17 protein-coding genes and 2 pseudogenes are annotated in these 18,982 nt (G+C 60.9%); 7 read left to right on the forward strand and 12 right to left on the reverse strand.

Annotated elements, in window-relative coordinates:
* Positions 1-23 precede the first annotated feature (23 nt).
* The 3 genes from BN4348_RS55100 to BN4348_RS55110 all read right to left on the reverse strand — a co-directional run bounded on the left by BN4348_RS55100 (position 24) and on the right by BN4348_RS55110 (position 4,700).
* Positions 24-848, reverse strand: a complete 825-nt coding sequence (locus BN4348_RS55100) for a helix-turn-helix transcriptional regulator (RefSeq protein ID WP_160040599.1) — start codon at positions 846-848, stop codon at positions 24-26.
* 466 nt (positions 849-1,314) lie between these two features.
* On the reverse strand, positions 1,315-2,154 hold the full coding sequence (locus BN4348_RS55105) for an alpha/beta fold hydrolase (RefSeq protein WP_142308767.1): 840 nt from the start codon (positions 2,152-2,154) through the stop codon (positions 1,315-1,317).
* Positions 2,155-2,288: 134 nt separating this feature from the next.
* Positions 2,289-4,700 (reverse strand): helix-turn-helix transcriptional regulator, encoded by a 2,412-nt coding sequence (locus BN4348_RS55110; protein ID WP_235852938.1) that lies wholly within the window; start codon positions 4,698-4,700, stop codon positions 2,289-2,291.
* 175 nt (positions 4,701-4,875) lie between these two features.
* Between BN4348_RS55110 and BN4348_RS62990 the strand changes: the two are divergent.
* Positions 4,876-5,779: pseudogene (locus BN4348_RS62990) on the forward strand (IS5 family transposase).
* On the opposite strand, the gene BN4348_RS55120 reads toward BN4348_RS62990, so the two are convergent.
* The 3 genes from BN4348_RS55120 to BN4348_RS55130 all read right to left on the reverse strand — a co-directional run bounded on the left by BN4348_RS55120 (position 5,681) and on the right by BN4348_RS55130 (position 7,748).
* Entirely contained in the window at positions 5,681-6,031 is a 351-nt protein-coding gene (locus BN4348_RS55120) for an AAA family ATPase (RefSeq protein WP_235852819.1), read from the reverse strand. The pseudogene BN4348_RS62990 and the gene BN4348_RS55120 sit on opposite strands and share 99 nt — an antisense overlap.
* Before the next feature lie 260 nt (positions 6,032-6,291).
* Positions 6,292-6,954, reverse strand: coding sequence for a nitroreductase family protein (locus BN4348_RS55125; protein ID WP_235852820.1), 663 nt, complete (start codon positions 6,952-6,954; stop codon positions 6,292-6,294).
* 86 nt (positions 6,955-7,040) lie between these two features.
* Positions 7,041-7,748 (reverse strand): SDR family oxidoreductase, encoded by a 708-nt coding sequence (locus tag BN4348_RS55130; RefSeq protein ID WP_066917112.1) that lies wholly within the window; start codon positions 7,746-7,748, stop codon positions 7,041-7,043.
* A 331-nt stretch (positions 7,749-8,079) separates the two neighbouring features.
* On the opposite strand from BN4348_RS55130, the gene BN4348_RS55135 reads away from it, so the two are divergent.
* Positions 8,080-8,835, forward strand: coding sequence for an isocitrate lyase/PEP mutase family protein (locus BN4348_RS55135; RefSeq protein WP_066917113.1), 756 nt, complete (start codon positions 8,080-8,082; stop codon positions 8,833-8,835).
* Between the two features lie 207 nt (positions 8,836-9,042).
* Here BN4348_RS55135 and BN4348_RS55140 read toward each other — a convergent pair whose 3' ends face one another.
* From BN4348_RS55140 to BN4348_RS55160, 5 genes and pseudogenes are all read right to left on the reverse strand, one after another.
* Entirely contained in the window at positions 9,043-9,480 is a 438-nt protein-coding gene (locus BN4348_RS55140; protein ID WP_084454586.1) for a PaaI family thioesterase, read from the reverse strand.
* Positions 9,481-9,822: 342 nt separating this feature from the next.
* Positions 9,823-10,380, reverse strand: a pseudogene (locus BN4348_RS61910) (UbiX family flavin prenyltransferase); the annotation flags it as partial.
* Positions 10,381-10,470: 90 nt separating this feature from the next.
* Complete coding sequence (locus BN4348_RS55150) at positions 10,471-12,021, reverse strand: UbiD family decarboxylase (RefSeq protein WP_142308768.1); 1,551 nt, start codon at positions 12,019-12,021, stop codon at positions 10,471-10,473.
* Positions 12,022-12,105: 84 nt separating this feature from the next.
* Entirely contained in the window at positions 12,106-12,561 is a 456-nt protein-coding gene (locus BN4348_RS55155) for a nitroreductase family deazaflavin-dependent oxidoreductase (protein ID WP_066917148.1), read from the reverse strand.
* Between the two features lie 132 nt (positions 12,562-12,693).
* Positions 12,694-13,662, reverse strand: a complete 969-nt coding sequence (locus BN4348_RS55160; RefSeq protein ID WP_084454590.1) for an AraC family transcriptional regulator — start codon at positions 13,660-13,662, stop codon at positions 12,694-12,696.
* 233 nt (positions 13,663-13,895) lie between these two features.
* Between BN4348_RS55160 and BN4348_RS55165 the strand changes: the two genes are divergently transcribed.
* The 5 genes from BN4348_RS55165 to BN4348_RS55185 all read left to right on the forward strand — a co-directional run bounded on the left by BN4348_RS55165 (position 13,896) and on the right by BN4348_RS55185 (position 18,485).
* Positions 13,896-14,846 carry a GlxA family transcriptional regulator gene (locus BN4348_RS55165; protein WP_235852821.1) on the forward strand — a complete coding sequence of 317 codons (951 nt, stop codon included), beginning with the start codon at positions 13,896-13,898 and terminating at the stop codon, positions 14,844-14,846.
* Positions 14,847-15,056: 210 nt separating this feature from the next.
* Positions 15,057-15,347, forward strand: coding sequence for a DUF1272 domain-containing protein (locus BN4348_RS62995; RefSeq protein ID WP_084454613.1), 291 nt, complete (start codon positions 15,057-15,059; stop codon positions 15,345-15,347).
* Positions 15,348-15,509: 162 nt separating this feature from the next.
* On the forward strand, positions 15,510-16,502 hold the full coding sequence (locus BN4348_RS55175) for a quinone oxidoreductase family protein (protein WP_066917117.1): 993 nt from the start codon (positions 15,510-15,512) through the stop codon (positions 16,500-16,502).
* Between the two features lie 108 nt (positions 16,503-16,610).
* Positions 16,611-17,306, forward strand: coding sequence for an isochorismatase family cysteine hydrolase (locus tag BN4348_RS55180; RefSeq protein WP_066917118.1), 696 nt, complete (start codon positions 16,611-16,613; stop codon positions 17,304-17,306).
* 522 nt (positions 17,307-17,828) lie between these two features.
* Complete coding sequence (locus BN4348_RS55185; protein ID WP_235852939.1) at positions 17,829-18,485, forward strand: FMN-dependent NADH-azoreductase; 657 nt, start codon at positions 17,829-17,831, stop codon at positions 18,483-18,485.
* Here BN4348_RS55185 and mug read toward each other — a convergent pair.
* The gene (gene mug, locus BN4348_RS55190) at positions 18,459-18,965 is read right to left on the reverse strand and encodes a G/U mismatch-specific DNA glycosylase (protein WP_211145775.1); all 507 of its coding nucleotides are present in this window, start codon (positions 18,963-18,965) and stop codon (positions 18,459-18,461) included. The two genes, BN4348_RS55185 and mug, sit on opposite strands and share 27 nt — an antisense overlap.
* Positions 18,966-18,982 lie beyond the last annotated feature (17 nt).

Here is an 18,982-nt window from a genome sequence, read left to right on the forward strand (position 1 = left end):
CGCGACCGCCGCCACGTCGACTGTCAAGCAACAATTGTCGCCGGCAGCACCGGCACCGCGCGCGACTGTTCACTGCGGCGGAAGCAACGACCGGCAACGTAGACCTTCGCGCTTTCAGCATTCGTGAAGGAAGGGCCGTCATCTCCGATCAGCGCACCTTGTGGGTCGGTGATCGATTTCTTGAATGCCGAGGGTGTCTGTCCGAACATCTTCTTGAAAGCCGAGCTGAAGTGGCTGTGGCTATTGAAACCCAGTTCGATAGCGAGCGTGGTCAGATCGTCACAGTTTGTCAGCATGGTAAGAGCAAACGCTAGTCGCAACCGCAGGTGGTAGCGGTAGAACGGGGTGCCCTCGACGCGGCGAAATATGTCGGTGAGGTACTCCGCTGTGACACAGACTTGTTCGGCCATTTCCGCCAGTCTCCATCGACGCCGGGGATCGACGGAGAGGTGCATCTTCACCTGGCCGGCCAGTTCGGCGGGACGCCCCTTGGACGCAGGCCCGACACCGGTGATGCTCTGTTTCAGCGCGCGCCGAACGAGATGCAATGTCGCAATTTCGCCTTCCAGCCTGCCAATCGACCGCCGGATCAGACGCTGACGCAGTTGCGCCGCCATCAACTGAGTGTGCGGATCAGTCCGCAGACCCCATCGACCACCCCCCAGCTGCGCAAGTGAATCCGAGCATTCACTTGGTAGGACGGAAGATAACGCCTCCGGGTTGATCGTGATCGTCAACATTGCGTGTTCGCCGAGGGTCGGGTAGCTCAACCTATACGGCTCGTTTTTCTCGATTATCACCATGTGATTTGGATCAGCAACATATTGTTTCGCGCCGATCTGCTGCACGTGGGCCCCGCGGTAAGGAAACGAGATCTGGGTCGTGCGAGAGCATTTTTCATCTCCACGGCTCCGGGACTCGACCGACCACGACACATCCCAGGCGGTAAACGTTCCTGTGTGGAGCAACAACCGAGCTCCACCGTCGGAGGTCTGCGAAGCGTTGCCGGCCGGACGGTGTCTCTGCGGGAGAATAGCCGGGTTGGCTTGTATCTGATGCTGCGGCGCATTGGTCCTGGTTCGCTCGCCGATGCGAGCCTGTTCCGCGAACCTTCGGGAATGGCGGGCATTCGGCTCGGTCAATGTGGTAGTCGGCATCGCTGTCTCCGGTCCTAAGCCTGGACAAAACACCCGATCTCCGGTGTGCGGCGACGTATTGGCCGATTACTGAAGTGTCATACGGGTATATGGAGTTTCGCGCTGAGTCACTAGTGTTCGCGTCTGTCGACTGCTAGTCAGGCGGCTAGTGATCTGGCTAGCGCAGGTTCCACGCCTGCCAGCATCGGCTTAGCAAGGCTGCGTACTCCGCTGCTGCGTCTTCCCAAACGAAGTGACCGGTGTCGATGCCGAACAACTGACTACTCGGAAGGCACCGGTGCAGGGATTCTGCGTTCGGCCAGGGGATTAGCCGATCCCCTCGGCCGGCGATGATCTGAATCGGCGCTTCGATTGTTGGCAGGATTTGCTGCAACGCCGGTAGCTCATCACGCACGCGTTGCCAATACGTTCGCGATCCGGCAAGTCGATCGCCGTCGTAGCTGCGTAGGTAATCGTCCCGCACTTCGTCATCTAACTCGTGCCGTTCGATGTGGCTGAGCAGTTCGATGACGCGCCTGCGTGGACCGCCACGATCGTCACTGACGACATCGGTTGTTGCGTTTACCCATTGGTGCAGATCAGGCCCAACCACCAGCGGCGTCAACGCGGGACCAGGCCCGACGGTCACCGTGGCAACCCGCTCGGGGTGACGCGCTGCGGTGAACAGGCTTGCCGGCGTCGCGATACTCGGTGCCACGAGGTGTGGCCGATCCATGGTGAAAGCGTCGGCAATAGCGATGATGAATTCGCCCAGTGCGGCCGGCGATAGCAGGTCCTCACGCCGTTCGGAGGCACCAAATCCGGGGAGATCGATCGCAACGAGATGCGCGTGGTCGGCTAGCTGCGACCATGCTTGTTCATAGGCCAGCACGCTCTCAGGCCACGGACTGAACAGTAGTGCCTGCCGTTCATGCGGCTCGCTTTGCGCAAAGCGAACGGTGACTCCGTCGATCGTGCCGAACCGGGGCCGCATAGTCAAAGATGACCATCGGGTCACGGACCATCCTCTTCATTGACGCAGGTGCCGCGCAATGTGTGCGCAAAGGCAGTTTGCATTGCGGCAGAGAACCTTCGCGTCCGCCATTGGCTAGTCCTTCGCTAGTAATGCAAGCCACACAATGTGGCACCTCGCTAAGCGCCTGGCGTCAGTTGAGGACCCGCTGGGTCGAGAACATGGCTGAGCTCACCGCGCGAGTGGATTCCCAGCTTGGCGAAGACTTTTCCGAGGTGATACTGGGCCGTGCGAGGGCTGATGAAAAGTCGTGTGCCGATTTCAATGTTGGACAGCCCGTCGCGTGCGAGCAGCGCAACGTGCAGTTCTTGACTAGTGAGCGCGCCGGCGGCGGTCTCCACCGAGCGCTTACGTGCTTTTTCGCCAGTTGCCAACAGCTCCCGACGCGCACGATCAGCAAAGCCGGCTACTCCCATCGAGCCGAGGATCTCGTGGGCGGTGCGGAGCTGAAGCCGGGCGTCGACCCGGCGCCCGGCTCGTCGCAGCCACTCTCCGTACAACAAATGGGCGCGTCCCGCCTCGATGCGCAACCCGGCGCGAGACAAGTGCTCGATGCTCCGCCGATGCCAGTCGTCGGCATCTTCGCTCAGCAGGGCGTGTAGGCGGGCTTCGATGCCCAGCGCCCAGTTGGTGGGGCAGGACGAGGCACGGTCAGTCATCCAACCCAGAGCGGCGCGCAGCGTCGCTGTGTCGCCGGTGTGTGCGGCCGCCTCTATAAGTTCGGTGACGGCGAAGGCCCCCAAACCGATGTGGTCGGCATCGAAGACCCGGCGGGCGTAGATCAACGCATCCTCATGCTGCCCAAGGCCATTCGACAGCACGGATTTTGCGTAACAAACGAAAGCGGCGACCCTGCCCAGTTTGGCTGTCGTCAGTGATTCGATCTCGCGTTCACAAAGATCACTGATCTCGGTCTCTTGGCCACGCCAGGCGGCTAACAGAAGTGACATGTAGAACAGCGGCGCGTTACCAGTCGCTTCAGCGAGCAGCCGGTCTTCGTTGCAGAGCATCTCGGCGGTGCTGATGTCACCGCGCTGCATGAAGGTCCAGGCTAGATAGGTTGCCGCAAACTGTAGATAGAGCAGGGCGCCGATCTCTCGAGCGGATTGAGCTTGACGCAGCGCTAACGCGTGCCAAGAGTCGAAATCCCACACTTCCGGTGCGAGCATTGCGCTCATCTTCGAACGCATGAGCCAAAGCCAGTCCATGTCGGTTCGTGGGTCGCCGTCTGACTCAAGGACGCGCGCGATCACCGTCCTGAATTTGGGGGCTGAGGTCATGTGACCTTCGATCACCCGCGCCGCGACCGCGTCCAGCAGCATGTCCTCTGTCCGGGGTGAACCTTCCGCCGACGGGGCTTCCAGCGCAGCCGACGCCACGGAACGTAGCCCATTGGGGCCCTCGAGTTCCCCAACCCATACCGCGGCATCCAAGGCCTCCAGTTGGGTCACGCGTGCCATGGGTGCCCTCAGCGAACTAAATTGCCTGGCGGAGGTCTGCAGTAGCTGCACTGCGTCCACAGCGCGTAGTTGGTCCTGCGCGATCTGGCCGCGCAGGCGCGTCAACGATGCCGCTTGCTCCTCGTCATGAGGCAAGGCGACAGCGGCCACGAGAAGGCCCAGCGCTGCGTCAAGGGCTCCAGCGTCACGTTTAGCTCCCGCGGCGGCCATCAATCGCTGTGCCCGCTGCGGTGGCGACGGCGTCAATGCCGCTGCACTCTCCAAAAACGCTGCAGCTGCGGCGAAACCGCCACGCCTATAAGCACGCCAGGCCGAGCGCTCCAGTTCCGCAGCGACGTCTTCGTCGGGTAACGCGCACGCCTGAGCGCGATGCCATGCATGACGGTCGGGATCGCGACTTGAGTCAGTCGCACGCGCCAATGCGTCATGAATGATGTGGCGTTGCGATTGTGGCGCTGACCGATACGCGGCTGATCGCGCCAGTGGATGACGGAACTGGATGCGGGCTCCGAACTCGATCAGCCCGGACTCAGTAGCGATTCGTACTGCGTCGACGCCTAAATCGAGCAACGTTGCAGCCCGCCAGATCAAGGCCGGATCACCGACGGGGTCGGCCGCGGCCAATTGCAATATGCGCCGGCTTGGCTTCGGCAGAGCCTCGAGACGCTGCGCAAAGCTTTCTTCGATGCGCCCCGAAAGGGCGATCGCCCTAGGGAAGCCATATCCACCGGCAAGCTCACTCGGGTCGACGGCGCGCGGCAACTCAAGCAGTGCAAGGGGATTCCCATCGGCCTCATGAACAATCTGAGCCCTGACTTGCGGATCGATCGGGCCGCTGAGCGCCGTGTCAAGCACTGCGTCGGCGTGTGGCGCGGTAAGTCTTTCCACGAGCATTTCCGGGATGCCGCTTAGGTCATCACTTTTCGTGCGACTCGCAAAAATCAGCGCGACCGGGTCCGCCTCGAGGCGGCGGGCCACAAACGAGAGAATTTTGGCCGAGGTTCGATCGAGCCATTGCTCGTCATCGATCAAGCACAGCACGGGTGCGTGGCCGCTGGCCGACGCGAGCATGTTCAGCACGGCGAGGGCGATGAAGAAGCGGTCCGGAGTCGGGCCACCGCTGATCCCGAACGCAACTGATAAGGCTTCGCGTTGTGGAGCGGGCAGATCGTCTAGGGCGTGTCTCCCATATGGGGGTTAGTTTTGACGAGATGCTGTGGGGGTGACGACGGTTTCGCGGTTTCGGTTGTTCAATGACGCTCAGTGGGGACTGATTTCGGGGTTGCTGCCCTCGAACGAGGGACGGCGGGGGCATCCCTTCGGCGATGACCGCCGGGTCGTAGAAGGCATCATCTACCGGTATCGGACCGGTGTTCCGTGGCGGGATCTGCCGCGATCGGAGTTCGGGCCGTGGCAGACGGTGTGGAAACGCCATCGCCGTTACGCCGCGGACGGCACCTGGGACCGGGTACTGGTGAACCTGTTGGCGATGGCTGATGCCGACGGTCAACTCGACTGGACGGTGTCGGTGGACGCCACGATCAACCGGGCTCATCAGCACGCGACGAACACGACACGACCCGATCAGGACACAGGGGGCTGGGTCGAATTACACGAATCTGCCGCTGGCCGGGTGTGAACCCGCAGGTCACGGCATCGGACGGTCTCGAGGCGGGTTGACCACCAAGATCCACACTGCCGTCGACGGCAATGGCCGTCCGCTGGCCGTCGTGGTTACCGGCGGGCAACGCAACGATCAGGCGATGCTGGCCAGCGTGCTTGATGAGATCGTCGTGCCCCGCCTCGACGGGGGCCGCGCGCGCTCACGACCGGATGCGCTCATCGCTGACCGGGCCTACTCCAGCGGTGCAGCCCGACGGATGCTGCGTGGCCGCAAGATCACCGCGGTCATCCCGCAGAAACGCGACGAGATTGCCGCACGGCAGCGACGCGGACAAGCCGGTGGCCGACCACCGGGGTTCGATGAAACCCGCTACAAGCAACGCAATCTCGTCGAACGATCATTCGCGCTGCTCAAACAATGGCGCGCGCTAGCCACCCGCTATGACAAACTCGCCATCGTTTACCGCGCCGCAGTCGTCCTCAGCGCATGCATCACCTGGACCCGCCATATGGGAGACACGTCCTAGCTGGCCCAGGATCGGGGTCAGAAGCTGATGTAGTCCGGCGAACGCGAGTTCCATCTCAGCCTGCACGCCTGCAGCCCGCAAAGTCGTGCAACCGTTCGCGAGCAAGGCAACTTCGTCCAGCAATGCTGTCTTCCCGATACCTGCTTCGCCGCGCAATACCAGCGTCCGACTCTGGCCCGCGCGGAATCCGTCGACGAGCTCGGCCAGCTGTCGTGCTTCGCGGTCCCGCCCGATCAGACCGGCGCTATTCACCGGAATCAGCTCCGCTGAGCATGCCCCGACCGTACACCTCCACCACGCGATCTGCTCGTGGTGGCGCCAAGGCCTAACGTCAACGGACTTGGGCGCCGCTGTTGCAAATATGCAGGTAGGGAGCGACCTAGGGGAGTGTCGGCACTTGGTTCGGGCTCGAGCGCTGCTCTCGTGGTGGCAGGATTTGCTGGATTTATGTCATCGGCGCTGCGGCCGGTGTCTCTGCGCCCAGAACATCGCGGTGGACTCTGGGCGCGTGTTCACCATGTATCGACGTGGATGATTTCGTCGAGCGGAATTCGTTTGGCGAGCTTGAATGTGCTGCCGGTGTAGTAAGCGGTTGGCAGCAGGGCCGCGTGGTAGACGTTGTGGGGATAGCCAACAATGGCTCGGATTTCGTCGTTGACCCTTGTTGTCAGCGACGTCCACGCAACACCTAATCCCCGAGTATGCGCTGCTAGCATGTAGTTCCAAGCCGCGGGCATGATCGAACCCCAGACGTCAGCCTGGCTCTCATTGTCTATTTCTCCGTCGCCTTCGACTGCGATGCAGGGGAGAACGAGCGCCGGTACTTCGGCGAGATGGCGGGCAAGGTAGGCGCCGCTGTCGGAGGTTCTGAGCTGCTGGGCAGAGCGCACCTCGTCGTCGGCGAACTGGCTTGCCACCGAATATGGAGAGGAGGCAAGCCAATCCCATTGCCGCGAATAGATTTCGCCGATCTTGCGACGCTGCTCGGGGTCTTGAACGATGACGAAGCTCCAGTGCTGTCGATTCGCCGACGTAGGCGCCTGCACCGCGATATTGATGCACTCCCGCAGCAGGTTCAGAGGAACCGACCGGCTGAAATCGAGCCGCTTTCGTACGGAGCGGGTGGTGGTCAGCAGTGCGTCATTGTCCATCTCGACGATCGGGAAGTCATCCACGGCGGCCGTCCTTTCGAGTCTTCGGATTCCAGTGCGCCACGCGCATGCCAAGACCGGGGTGCAGGGTGCTGCGCAGCCCCAGTGATCTAGCCGGCGAGAATTGCCGCGTAGCGAGCCGGGTCCGACGTCAAGGTGCTCTTGATGACGCGGCTGATGTCGTCGGCAAGGACTTCGGTCTGGCCGGCCTCGAGCCCATCGAGCGCGGCAGTCACGACCTGGCTTGGATCGACCTTATCGATCGGAAAGTTCTCGCCCATAGGGGTATTGACAGCGCCCGAGTGCAGACCGATCACGAGTGTGCCCTGATCCTGGAGTTCGAGCCTGAGCGCATCAGTCAAATTCCACGCGGCCGCCTTGGTTGCGCTGTATCCGGCCATACCCGGGAACGAGAACCAGGACACAGCGGAGAGTGCGTTCACGATCGCGCCTCCGCCGTTGGCCTTCAGAACCGGAGCGAAGGCTTCGGCTACATAGATGGGGCCGAACACATTAGTTTCGAATTCCTCGTGAATCTTCGCGAGGTCGCCACCCACGAGCGGTTGGCGGAACGAGACCGCAGCGTTGTTGATGACGATTTCGACATCGGTGGCTTGCTCAGCCGCAGCGGAGACCTGGGCCTGGTTTGTTACATCGAGCGCGATTGGCACGACGCCATCAGCGGGCGACACAGAATGCGGGTCGCGGGCGCCAGCGTAGATTTTGGCAGCCCCGCGCTCGAGTAACTGGCGGACCCACTCCGCCCCAATTCCACGATTGGCTCCGCTGACGAGGACGATTGATCCCTGGATTTGCATGAAAGTGCCTCTTCCTATGTGTATTTCGGCGCCCCGGGGAGATCTGTAAGAGTGCAGATGTGTTCGTCCGATTGGTGCCTACGCCACCAGCCGAAGCTAATAGCGCCTGGCCACCGGTCGCTATCACAAAATTAATGTTCGACGCGTGTCCGGCCGGTCGTGCCAAAGATGTTGACAGCGCGGCCGCCCATGCGCCTCCTACCGTATGAAGCAGCTCATAGTCCGATCTGCCAGACGGTCGGTCACCTGACGCGGGAATGGCGGCACCGCAACGTTGTTGGGTAGCCAAGATGTCGAACACCGAGACGATTGTTCAGTTTGAGGAGAAACCATGAGTCAGAAGGCTAAAGCCACCCGCTTTGCCGAGCTTCACACCAAGGGCGCCCCACTGATGCTCTACAACGTGTGGGACGCCGGCAGCGCCGCCGTGCTGGCCAAAGTTGGAGCGCCGGCCGTGGCTACCAGCAGTTGGTCCGTCTCGGAGGCGCAGGGTTATCGGGACGGGGAGGGCATTCCCATCGAGTTCCTGAATCAGATCGTCGAACGGATCGTCGCCTCGGTCGACGTTCCCGTTTCGACAGACTTCGAAGGCGGCTTCACTGAGGACGACGGACAGCTGGCCGAAAACATCTCGCGCCTGCTGGACACCGGTGCGATCGGTGTCAACTTCGAGGATCGTGTCGTCAAGGGGTCGGGCTTGTATCCCATCGACCGACAAGCAGATCGAATTGCCGCGATTCGGAAAGCGGCCGATGACAGGGGAATTCCGCTGTTCATTAACGCCCGCACGGATCTGTTTTTGGGACAAGGCAACGACGCCGCGTCGGTGACCGGTGAAGCCATCGATCGCGCAAAGGCGTACGCCGCGGCTGGCGCCTCGGGATTTTTCATCCCCGGCCTCCCCGATAAGGACCTCATCACTCGCATTTGCGAAGGCGTACCGCTGGCGGTCAACGTGATGGTCTTCGACGGGGTTCCAACGAATGCCGAACTCACCGAAATCGGTGTTGCGCGAATCAGTTACGGTAACGCACCCTACGTCGAGGTCTTGCACTCCTTGGAGAGCGATTTCCTGAAACAGCGATGAGCAATGATCGAACGCGCGCAAAGCGATTCGATATACGCCAGCGTCCGGCCGAGATGCATAGTCATTCGGGCAAGCTGCTGTCGAGATGTAGCGCCGAAAAGTTGATGTCATGCAACACGTTCCAGAACCCCTGGCGGCGATGGGGTCCGATGCCAGCGAAAGCCGTTGGGGCGCTTGACGGCGGATGCCGTTCAATAGCTGTGATCCTTATAAGACGAGTTGGGTGCAGCGAAATAGTGCGATGGGGCGGGCATCGTTGTTGACGGTGACGATCGCGTCCCAGATTTGTGTCCTGCGGCCGACATGCGCAGGCTGGGCCACGCACACAAGCTGGGCGCCGGGGCTCGCGGCTTTGAGGTGGTTGGTCTTGAGTTCAAGGGTGATGAACCCGTCGGCATCGCTGGGAAGCGCAGCCCGACATCCATAACCGCATGCGGTGTCGGCCAAAGCCACGACTGCGGCCGCGTGAACATGACCGGCGTCGGGCACCAGGTGCGATTTCGTCGGCGTCAGAGTGGCCTCTACACGGGTGTCGTCGAGATGGGTGATCTCGATACCGAGTAGGCCGGGTAGTCCTGGAAGTCGGCGGCCTACCGAGGCGTCGCTCGACGCGCTTGACGTCGCCGCTGGATCGGCACTATTCACCAGAGCCTCCTTGGCTTCGTCGGTTCACTAGCGGAGTGGTGCGCGGTCAAAGCGCCAACTGTGTGGTTCACGGCGAATAAGGTGTTCAGGAGGTGCCGGCGGCTGGAATGCGGCTACATTTCCGGTGGCGATCAGTACGACTCGGCCGGTGTTGTTGTGATAGAGGTTCACCTCGGCGCTGGGGTCGACATCGCGAAGCTGCCCAAGCAGCTCGGTCCGCGCCCATTTCTGCAGCTCGGCGGAAGCGTTGTCGCTCAGAGCTTCCCACATCAACGTGGCGTCAGATGATGGCTGTTCGCATTTATGGTTGCCTTCGTCCTCACTGCGCCCATTGTTATGGCTGAGCCCGGCCCAGCGTTTCGGGTAGTCGATGTTTAGACCGAGTTGGTCGAGCACGCGCACGGTGATGTGGTCAACGAGGTCGTCGAGAGTTGTTGGCCTGTTGTAGAAGGCGGGCATTGGCGGACAGATGCCGACGCCGATTTGGGCGAGCGCGAGCATATTGTCAAGATGGATCGCATTGAGCGGAGTTTCGCGGGGCACGAGGCACAGATTGCGTCTTTCTTTGAGCACCACATCGGCCGCCCGTGCAACGAGGTTATCTGCTAGGCCGTGCCGGATTGCCGCCAACGTGCGCATCGAGCACGGAACGACCACCATCGCGTCGACGCGAAACGACCCAGACGATATAGCGGCACCCTGGTCGCCCTCGTTGTAGGTGACATGAGCCAATGACTGCACTTGCGCTGGCGTGTAGTCGGTCTCGGCAGAGATGTTCAGGCGCGCCCAGCGCGACATGATCAGGTGGGTTTCAACATCGGCGATGCCACGAAGCCGCTCGAGCAGGCGGATCCCGAAGATGGCCCCCGTGGCGCCGGTCATGGCGACAACTATTCGCACGGACGCACTCCACTCCGGCTCGATCGTCCACAAGAGCTAGTGCGCCCGTCGGGCACAATCGTGTGGAGTGATGACCAATTGTTCACTGTTTTACGACGTCTCGGGAAAGCCGTAGGTGTTCCACTTGTCGAGGACCTTCTGTTGGAGGTCGGGCGGGAAGTTGTTGGCGAAGTCCGCCTTGATGGGACGATCAACGTCGGTCCACTCATCGCGGTGAAGTCCGATAAGGATTGCTTTGGACGCTGACATCGCGCTCTTTTCGTGCTTGTTGAGATACACGATCAACGGAACCGCGGTCAGCTCGTCCACCAAGATGACATCCTCTCCGGGGTGTACTCGTGTCACGATTGCCCATAGCACCTCGCCTTCAGAGGTGGGGTCGACGTCATCTTCGACGACGAGCACACGCGGTGCGATTTGACCGGCCTTGGTACCCATGACGTGAGTAGCCATCTTGCGGGCGAACTCGTGGCGGGACGTCACTCCGGACAACGATCGCCAGTGGGCTGGGACAGTGATCACTAGGAGATGGTTGGCTGCCATGAATGGCATGTAGACGCCGCTGACGGGGAAGCCGTGATTGCGCAGGTCCGCCAAGACGACAGCCGAATTGCTGATGCCCCAGACGGTGTGGTCTTCCTCGGGCGGGAAGCCGGCCGAGGCGACCGGCAGAATCGCGTGATCTCGATAACTCAGGGCGGTCACGTGGTACACCGGTTTGGCCGAACGGGCGGCCGGCAGCAAGTAGCCCGGATACTCCGACATCGGGCCTTCTTCGTCGACTTCCTCGATGCTGACATACCCCTCGATGACGATCTCCGACGAGGCCGGTACGTACAGATCGACCGTGTGTGCCTTCACGACGTCAAGAGGCTCCTTGAGGTAGCCGCCGATCGCCGAGGCCTCAGAGACATGATCGGGCAACGGTCCCCCTGAAAAGTAGGCCACGACGGGGTCCTGGCCCAACGACAAGGCGAAAGGCATGTTCTCGCCGCGCTCTTTCCACACCCGATAAATCTGGCCGAGGTGTTGCATTGGCTGGAAGAGCCCGACCATTGTGTTTTTGTCGCGCAGCGCAATCCGGGAGATCGACCAGTTGGTCCATTGTCCGTCGGGATGGGGCGCGACGACCGTGCCGTAGGTATTGATGAACCGGCTTCCATCACCATCGTGAATGAGTGGGGTCGGTAGCGCAAAGAGGTCGATGTCGTCGCCGGTGCGCACGTTGGCCTGGAAAGGCGCGCTGTCAACCACGCGCGGCTCGATTGGCTCGACTTCCAAGGCGTGGGAGAGCGCTTCGACGATATCGGCGCCCGACGCATCGGCGGGTAGTCCTACCGATGTGGCTGCCCGGATGAGTTCACGACCGGGTAAGGCGCTGACCCCGGCGGGCGCTCCCAAGACTCGAAAGCCAGGCTCGGAATCGTTGACCTTGGTAAATAACGGGGCCGGGGAGCCAGTCTCGTTGACCCTGCGAATGATGGCGCCGACTTCGAGGTTCCAGTCCACCGGCTCGTCGATTTCGACCAGGTCGCCGTGCTCAGCCAAAATCGCAACATACTCGCGCATGTCTTTGACATGACGAGGCTTGAAGTTGGGATCCGAGTAGCGGCTTGCCGCAGACGTATTAAGCTGGTTCACAGCGCATTCCTTTCGTTACTTCGATCGAGTCATATGGATTTGTGTGCGGTTGCAGCCGACGGCGTGCGCCAAACTGACCGTGGCTCAACGCCGGGAAAGGACGAAAGCCTCGATGTCCCTGCTCCTGGTTCGACCTTTGTAGTCGTCGTACGCCGGGTAGATCGCGACGCCTTTGGCCCAGATCTCATCTCGTTCGCGCGGTGTGGCCGGTCGCGCGACCGCTTCCCAGGTAGCTCCACCGATAGCCACGGTCGCCTCGGGCTTTGCCTTCAGATTGTGGTACCAGCCTGGGTGCCTGGCGCCCCCGAAATTGGATGCGATAAATGCCAATCCGTCGTCGTAGGGAATTCCGATGACTGGCACGGTGCGTGGCGCGTTCGACCTGGCGCCAGTGGTAGTCAACAGGACTACGGGCAAACCGGCAGCCAGACCGACAAAGCTGAGCCTGCCACCGCTGAGACTGTCCACCAGTTTGTCGAGGTGGTGCGACGTCGGGCGAAACACAGCCGCACCAATTTTGGTTGACGCGAACTTTCGCATCGCTCGGTGGAACGCGCCGGCATCCTGAAAAGACTTTAAGCCGTTAAGCTCAAGCGTGGCTGTCACTTTCTTGCTACTCACCGAAATCTCCTCAGATCAAACACCGATGTAACAGCGTTGCCAGAGAGACTGCTAAGCAACGACTTTCGTAGACAGCCGTGGAGTCTGTTTCGCTTTGCGGCAACCGCTGCTGACGCTACGCGACATGTATGCCACCGCACTGTCAAGATCTTTGGGCATCGAGCCACGTTCGGCAGTCACCCGACCGCGGGAGTAGGCGATCGATCGTTTGAACTCCGAGGGTGTGCGTCCGAATGTCTTCTTAAAGGCCGAGCTGAAGTGGCTGTGGCTGTGGAAGCCGAGTTCAATGGCGAGAGTTGTCAGGTCGCCGCACTCCGGTAGCACGGTTAGCGCCAACGCGAGCCGCAGCCTTAGGTGGTAGCGGTACAGCGGGATGCCTTCGACCCGACGGAACGCGTCGGTGAGATAGACCGGTGTAACGCTTACCTCGCGAGCGATTTCGGCGAGCGTCCACCGACGCCACGGATCTGCAGATAGCAGTAATTTCACGTGGTTGACCATCTTTGCGGGCCGACCTCCGTTTGGCTGCCGAGCGCGAGAAGTGTCATCGCCTAGCGCATGGCGAACAAGTCGTAGTGCAAGGGCTTCAGATTCCAATGACCCGACAGATCCACGTGAGAGTTGCTGTCGCAATTGTGCCGCTAGGACTTGGGTGTCTGCGTCGACCTGCAGCACAGGTCGATTGAGTGCGGGTCGGTCGTAGGGCGAGCGGTACTCGGACGGCAAGACCTCCAATAAAGTTGCGGGCTCGACGCCTACGGTCAGGGTCGCATCTCCGCCGGCGATCGGGTGACTGACCCGATACGGCTCGTTCTCATTGAGAATCACCATCTGATTAGGTTCGGCGACGTGCCCTCTTGTGCCTACCCAGTGGACGTAGACACCGTGATAGGGGAAGACGAGCCGGGTTCCCTCGACCAGTTCCTCATCCGCCTTAACCCGGCACAGACCTCGGCACTGCACGTCCCAGGCCGTGACGGTTCCCGTTTGGATTAGCAGCCGCGGGTCGTATTCCGGCATGCACACGCAACGCTGTGCATCAGCCAGTTCAGGCCGAAGGACTGGCACCGCGCGGCGGGGCGCGCGTTCGTCTGCGGGGATCAGTGATGCTCCTAAGTACGGCTGGCGGTCCAAGCTCGGTACTGACCACGGTATGAATAAATGGCGTTGTCTGCTATGACATAAATGCGACAGTTTCTGCCACGTACAGATGCCGGCCGACAGTGGAGAAGAGGGCCATGCCAACGAGACGTGTGATCATCGTCGGCTTCCCCGGTGTGCAATCCCTGGATCTGTCCGGCCCCTACGAGGTATTCGCCGAGGCCGACGCTTACCGGGTTCAGGTTGCAGCGCCGCAGGCAGGGCACTTCAGTGCCGAGTCCGGGGTCGGGCTGTGGGCCGATGTTGCGCTCGCCGACCTACGGGGCCCGATCGACACCTTGATCGTGGCCGGCGGCTACGGCGTCTTCGACATGATCGAAGACGAGGCATTCGTGCGTAATCTGCAGCGCGTGGCCAAGAAGTCACGCAGGGTGGGGTCCATCTGCACCGGTGCATTTGCTCTGGCCGCCGCCGGATTACTAGAAGGCCGTCAGGCAACGACCCACTGGCGTTTCAGTGACCAGTTGCAGAGCTGCTATCCAGCGGTCATGGTCGACTCCGAACCTATATTCGTCCGATCGGACAACATCTACACCTCGGCCGGCGTCACCGCCGGCATGGACCTCTCGCTTGCGCTGGTAGAAGAGGATCTCGGTCACCAAGCCGCAATGACGATCGCGCGCGAGTTCGTGTTGTTCATGCGCCGCCCAGGCGGACAATCCCAATTCAGCACCGCATTAGCGGCTCAGACCGCCGACCGCGAACCACTGCGCGAACTGCAAGCATGGATCGTCGACAACGTCAAAGCCGATCTATCTGTCGAAGCGCTCGCTGAACGCGCGCACATGAGCCCACGCAACTTCGCCCGCGTTTTCACCCGCGAAGTAGGTCAAACTCCCGCTCGTTACGTGGAACAGGTCCGCGTCGAGTCCGCCCAACGTCGACTCGAAGAATCCGCCGGCTCAATCGATGAGATCGCTAACCAATGCGGATTCGGCAGCGCGAATTCGATGCGTCGATCTTTCTTGCGGGTGCGCGGCGTTTCTCCGTCCGACTACCGCCAACGATTCAGCACCCACGCCCTGATGACCGAAATCCGCTAGTGGGCAGCGCCTAACGCATCACGCGGTGATGATATGCGGGTGGTCGCCAAAGTTGGGCGCAGTCCCGGTTGCTTGACGGTGATCCATCGGAGTGCCAAGGATCTTGACAGCGCTCAAGGTTGCGCAACAACTACATTTCGCCATAGCTCTGACTGACTGGCACTCGCCCAGATCACAAGAGCGAATGGAGGGCGGTGTGCGATGGTTGCCATGGTTCTGCGCACAGAGTGCGAACGCTGTCGCCGACCGTTACCAAACGGATCACCTGATGCGCGGATCTGCACGTTCGAATGCACTTTTTGTGCGATCTGTGCTGATGGCGAGCTCGCGGGAGTATGTCCAAACTGCAAGGGCAACTTGGTTCGCCGACCTACCCGGCCGTCACGCCTGTTGAAGCAGTACCCGCCTTCGGCGGGCGACGTTGGACGCGAACGACTAGCCCAGGGCTCCAGTTCAGATACTGCGGAGCGGGCATCGGAGCCGGATGCGGGCGACGAATGAATGGGTTAGGGAACCTCAAATCCTCTGCGCGGCAGAGGGGTACTTCAGTGAATCGGAGAGATGCCGTCGCGCCAGCCGTCTCGACCACACCTGAATGAGCAAGCATGGATCACCACCTCCGATCGTATTACGCGACGGCGAAAACAAAAGAGAGGAAAAACTATGAAGGCCTGGCTGTGGGACGGATCCAAGGGGGTCGATCATCTACGCCTAGCCGATGCGCCCAATCCGGTCCCGAAAGAGGATGAAGTCGTCTTAGAGGTCCACTACACGGCGTTGAACCCCGCTGATCGCTACCTGATAGAGAAGCGATACCCCTATCCCGTGGACCCCCCGCTTCCACACGTGCTGGGGCGCGACGGTGTGGGGACCGTCCTTGAAGTAGGTGACAGTGTCAACGATGTGCGCGTCGGGGACAGGCGCGTCATTTTGCGCGGCGATGTCGGGGTATTCCGGTGGGGCAGCTTCGCCGAGCGGTTGGCGTTGCAGGCCAAAAGCCTGGTTGAGATCCCCGCGGGCTGGACCGAAGAAGAGTCCGCGGGCGCAACACTCGTCTACCTGTCGGCCTACCGCGCGCTGACCATGTGGGAGCCGCTCAAACCCAACTCAGTGGTGCTGGTCACCGGTGCATCAGGAGGGGTTGGCGTCGCCGCCGTGCAACTGGCGGCCGCGATGGGCCACACAGTAGTGGCTCTCTCGCGCAGTGCGGACAAGCAAAGACGACTCAAGGAGCTCGGCGCCACCTTTACGTTCAATCCCGCGGACCCGGGATGGCGGGCGGGAGTGAAGGAAGCCGTGGGTTCGCGCGGAGTGAACCTCGCGGTCGACAGTATCGGCGGTGCACTGTTCCCGGAGGTCGTCGACACGATGGCCGAACTGGGACGACTCAGCCTGGTAGGCGAACTGGGAGGGCCGGTACCCAACTTCGACACCGGCACGCTCTTCTCGCGCCGGCTGCGGATCGGCGCGATGGCTGTCGGTTACTACACACCGGAGGAGAACCGAACTGCGTGGCAAGAGTTGCTGGCTATCATGGCCGGCTCCGGGGCGCATCCAGTCGTTGACCGTGTATTTCCCTTCGAAGATCTGCCGCAAGCCTTCGAACGTCTAGCCGAGGGTCCGATGGGAAAGGTTGTGGTCGAAGTAAAGCCCTGAGCTTGAATCGCCTCGGCTTCCATCGGGCTAGGCCTTCAGTCGGCAGGAGAACCGTTAGTCGCGATTTGAAGCAGTCAGCATTCGCATCACCACCGAAGGAATTTCACAATGATCACCTTTACGCATCGCAACCCCGAGATGGAACTGGAAAGGAAGCGAACGGCTCTGGTGCTGGCGGACATTCAAAACGAGTTTCTGTCGGGACATGGTTCCTACTACCCACTGATCGAAGACGCGCTCAAAGAGCGCAACGTCATCGACCATTTGGAAGAGCTTCTGCAGTGCGCCGAAGAGCACGACTACTACGTCATTCACTCACCGCACTACTACTACCCGACGGACGCCCAATGGGTTGCGCCTGGCGGCGCGATCGCGAACTACCTCGGCGGTGTTCCCGGTGGTTTTGTGCTCCGCGCGGACCCAGTCGATCTGGAAGGCTTAGACGGTTCCGGGGCTGACTATTTCGAGCCCTTCAAGAAGTACCTCATGAACGGCAAGACCAGTAACACGTCCCCCCACAAGGGTTTCTCGACGTGGCACAACGACGTGATCAAACAGTTGCGCTTCCGGCGTATTGAGCAAGTCATCATGGCGGGGCCAGTTGGAAATCTCTGCCTGGAAAGCCACATGAGGGACATCATCGAGCACGGCTTCGAAGTCGCGATGGTGCGAGACGCAATCGCGGCCGGCCGTAATGAAGAAGGAGACGCCTATACCGCCGCCATGGTCAACTACCGCTTCATGGCCAATGCGGTGTGGACGACCCAGGAAGCCGTAGCGCGCATGAAAGCAGCCGCCGCCTAAGACGAGCCGGTGTCGACCCGCTTCCATGAGCGTGACTGCACCCTCACTGTCGATGCGCAACCGAAGTTGTTGTAGCGCAAACCGACAACAAGTTGGATCATCGCAGACCCGTTTCTCACGGGCCGACCGTACTGACGACGTGTTGCTGTAGTACAGGCTCGGAATCCGACGCGAGCGATTGACCCGAGCGGAATACGTTGTCGCAGTGAGTTATAACGCTAAGGAATCTGATCGCAGTTGCGGACTATTGGGATAGTCCCCAAGGTGACGTCACAGTGACAAATCGTCAACCCTGCTGCCGGGCGTCGCGTACCTACCCTTGGCTTGCGCGAAGGCACGCAAGGGCAGCGCGCGAAAAAGTGGACACGCCAACGGAACATATCCCCGGTGGAATCACCTTGAACCGTCCCAGGTGCCAATGCCGCAGTGTGCGAAAGATTTTGATAGTGCTGGGCGTGACGGACGTTGTAGCTTTGTGCCGTTCAGGTGTTCGACCGGTGCCGCTCGGGGTTGGTCTATGGGATGGCGGGTGGGTGCAGCATTATCAAGCTTCTGTTCGTTCAGGGATCACCACGCAAGAACGACTCGGGGTCGATTCGTGTCGCTCAGGCATATCTTGATGCCTTGGCGACGGTAAATCCGACCCTGGAGGTGGACGTCCTCGACTTGTGGGACGCCGATCTGCCGGCATTCGATGGCGACAAGGCTGCGGCGAAGATGAACGTCATCGCCGGCGAGGGACTTGATGGCGTGCAGCGCAGCGCGTGGGATCAGATCGAAGAGATCGCAGGCCGTTTCATTTCCGCCGACCGCTATCTCATTGCGTCACCGATGTGGAATGCGGGCATTCCTTACCGGCTCAAGCAGTACATCGACTTGATCCATCAGCCAGGATTGTTGTGGACGTTGGATCCCGATACCGGCTACAACGGCCTGCTCAAGAACAAGCATGCAACGTTAGCGCTGACAGCAGGTGTGTATTTTCCGGGAGTCCAGACGCCGCAGTTCGGCGTTGATCATCAATCGACGTATCTGCGTGTCTGGCTCAATCAAGCAGGTGTTACAGATATCGACGAGCTGAGGCTGCAGCCGTCGTTGCTGACGCCCGACCCTGCTCAAAGTCTCGAGGAGGCACTCAAGCGGGCTGTCGAGTTAGCTCAGGTCCACGGTCGGCTTTAATTGTGCGGAGTGCCGCAGCTCGGCGTAGGCCGCGACAAGTGCGTCGAGGCTGAAACTTCGGTTGAGGCCGCTCGGGTTGGGCAACAACCAGATTGGCGTATCTGCAATGCGGAACGGTTGCCGGCCCCACCGTAGATCAACGCCGGGCAGCAACACTCGGACGGCTCGATTTCCGAGAAAGGCCAACGTCTTGGGTGCGTAGCGCCGGATCTTGGCCTCGAAAAGTGGTGCTGCGGCATGTATCTCGGCTGCAGTGACATCGCTGGCTCGCGTCGTCGGCCGGGACACGACGGCAGTGATCCCGCATGCATACGTCAGCAGTCGGCGCTCTTGGTCGGGTCGAAGTCGATCGTCGGTGAACCCAGCGAGATGCAGTACCGACCAAAAACGGTTGCTCGGGTGGGAAAAGTTGTGGCCGCTCTGTGCGGCGGTCGCTGCCGGATTGATCCCGCAGAACACCACGTTCAAACCATCGGTCAAAATGTCAGGCGAGTACC

The sequence above is a fragment of the Mycobacterium interjectum genome (assembly GCF_900078675.2).
Taxonomy (GTDB): domain Bacteria; phylum Actinomycetota; class Actinomycetes; order Mycobacteriales; family Mycobacteriaceae; genus Mycobacterium; species Mycobacterium interjectum.

What these genes read in the sequence shown, in the direction of transcription:
- BN4348_RS55175 (WP_066917117.1), top strand. Translation starts at nt 15,510, where the DNA reads ATGAAGGCCTGGCTGTGGGACGGATCCAAGGGGGTCGATCATCTACGC.
- BN4348_RS55130 (WP_066917112.1), bottom strand. Translation starts at nt 7,748, where the DNA reads ATGCAAATCCAGGGATCAATCGTCCTCGTCAGCGGAGCCAATCGTGGA.
- BN4348_RS62995 (WP_084454613.1), top strand. Translation starts at nt 15,057, where the DNA reads ATGGTTCTGCGCACAGAGTGCGAACGCTGTCGCCGACCGTTACCAAAC.
- BN4348_RS55185 (WP_235852939.1), top strand. Translation starts at nt 17,829, where the DNA reads ATGGCGGGTGGGTGCAGCATTATCAAGCTTCTGTTCGTTCAGGGATCA.
- BN4348_RS55160 (WP_084454590.1), bottom strand. Translation starts at nt 13,662, where the DNA reads ATGCCGGAATACGACCCGCGGCTGCTAATCCAAACGGGAACCGTCACG.
- BN4348_RS55155 (WP_066917148.1), bottom strand. Translation starts at nt 12,561, where the DNA reads ATGCGAAAGTTCGCGTCAACCAAAATTGGTGCGGCTGTGTTTCGCCCG.
- BN4348_RS55135 (WP_066917113.1), top strand. Translation starts at nt 8,080, where the DNA reads ATGAGTCAGAAGGCTAAAGCCACCCGCTTTGCCGAGCTTCACACCAAG.
- BN4348_RS55110 (WP_235852938.1), bottom strand. Translation starts at nt 4,700, where the DNA reads ATGCTCGCGTCGGCCAGCGGCCACGCACCCGTGCTGTGCTTGATCGAT.
- BN4348_RS55180 (WP_066917118.1), top strand. Translation starts at nt 16,611, where the DNA reads ATGATCACCTTTACGCATCGCAACCCCGAGATGGAACTGGAAAGGAAG.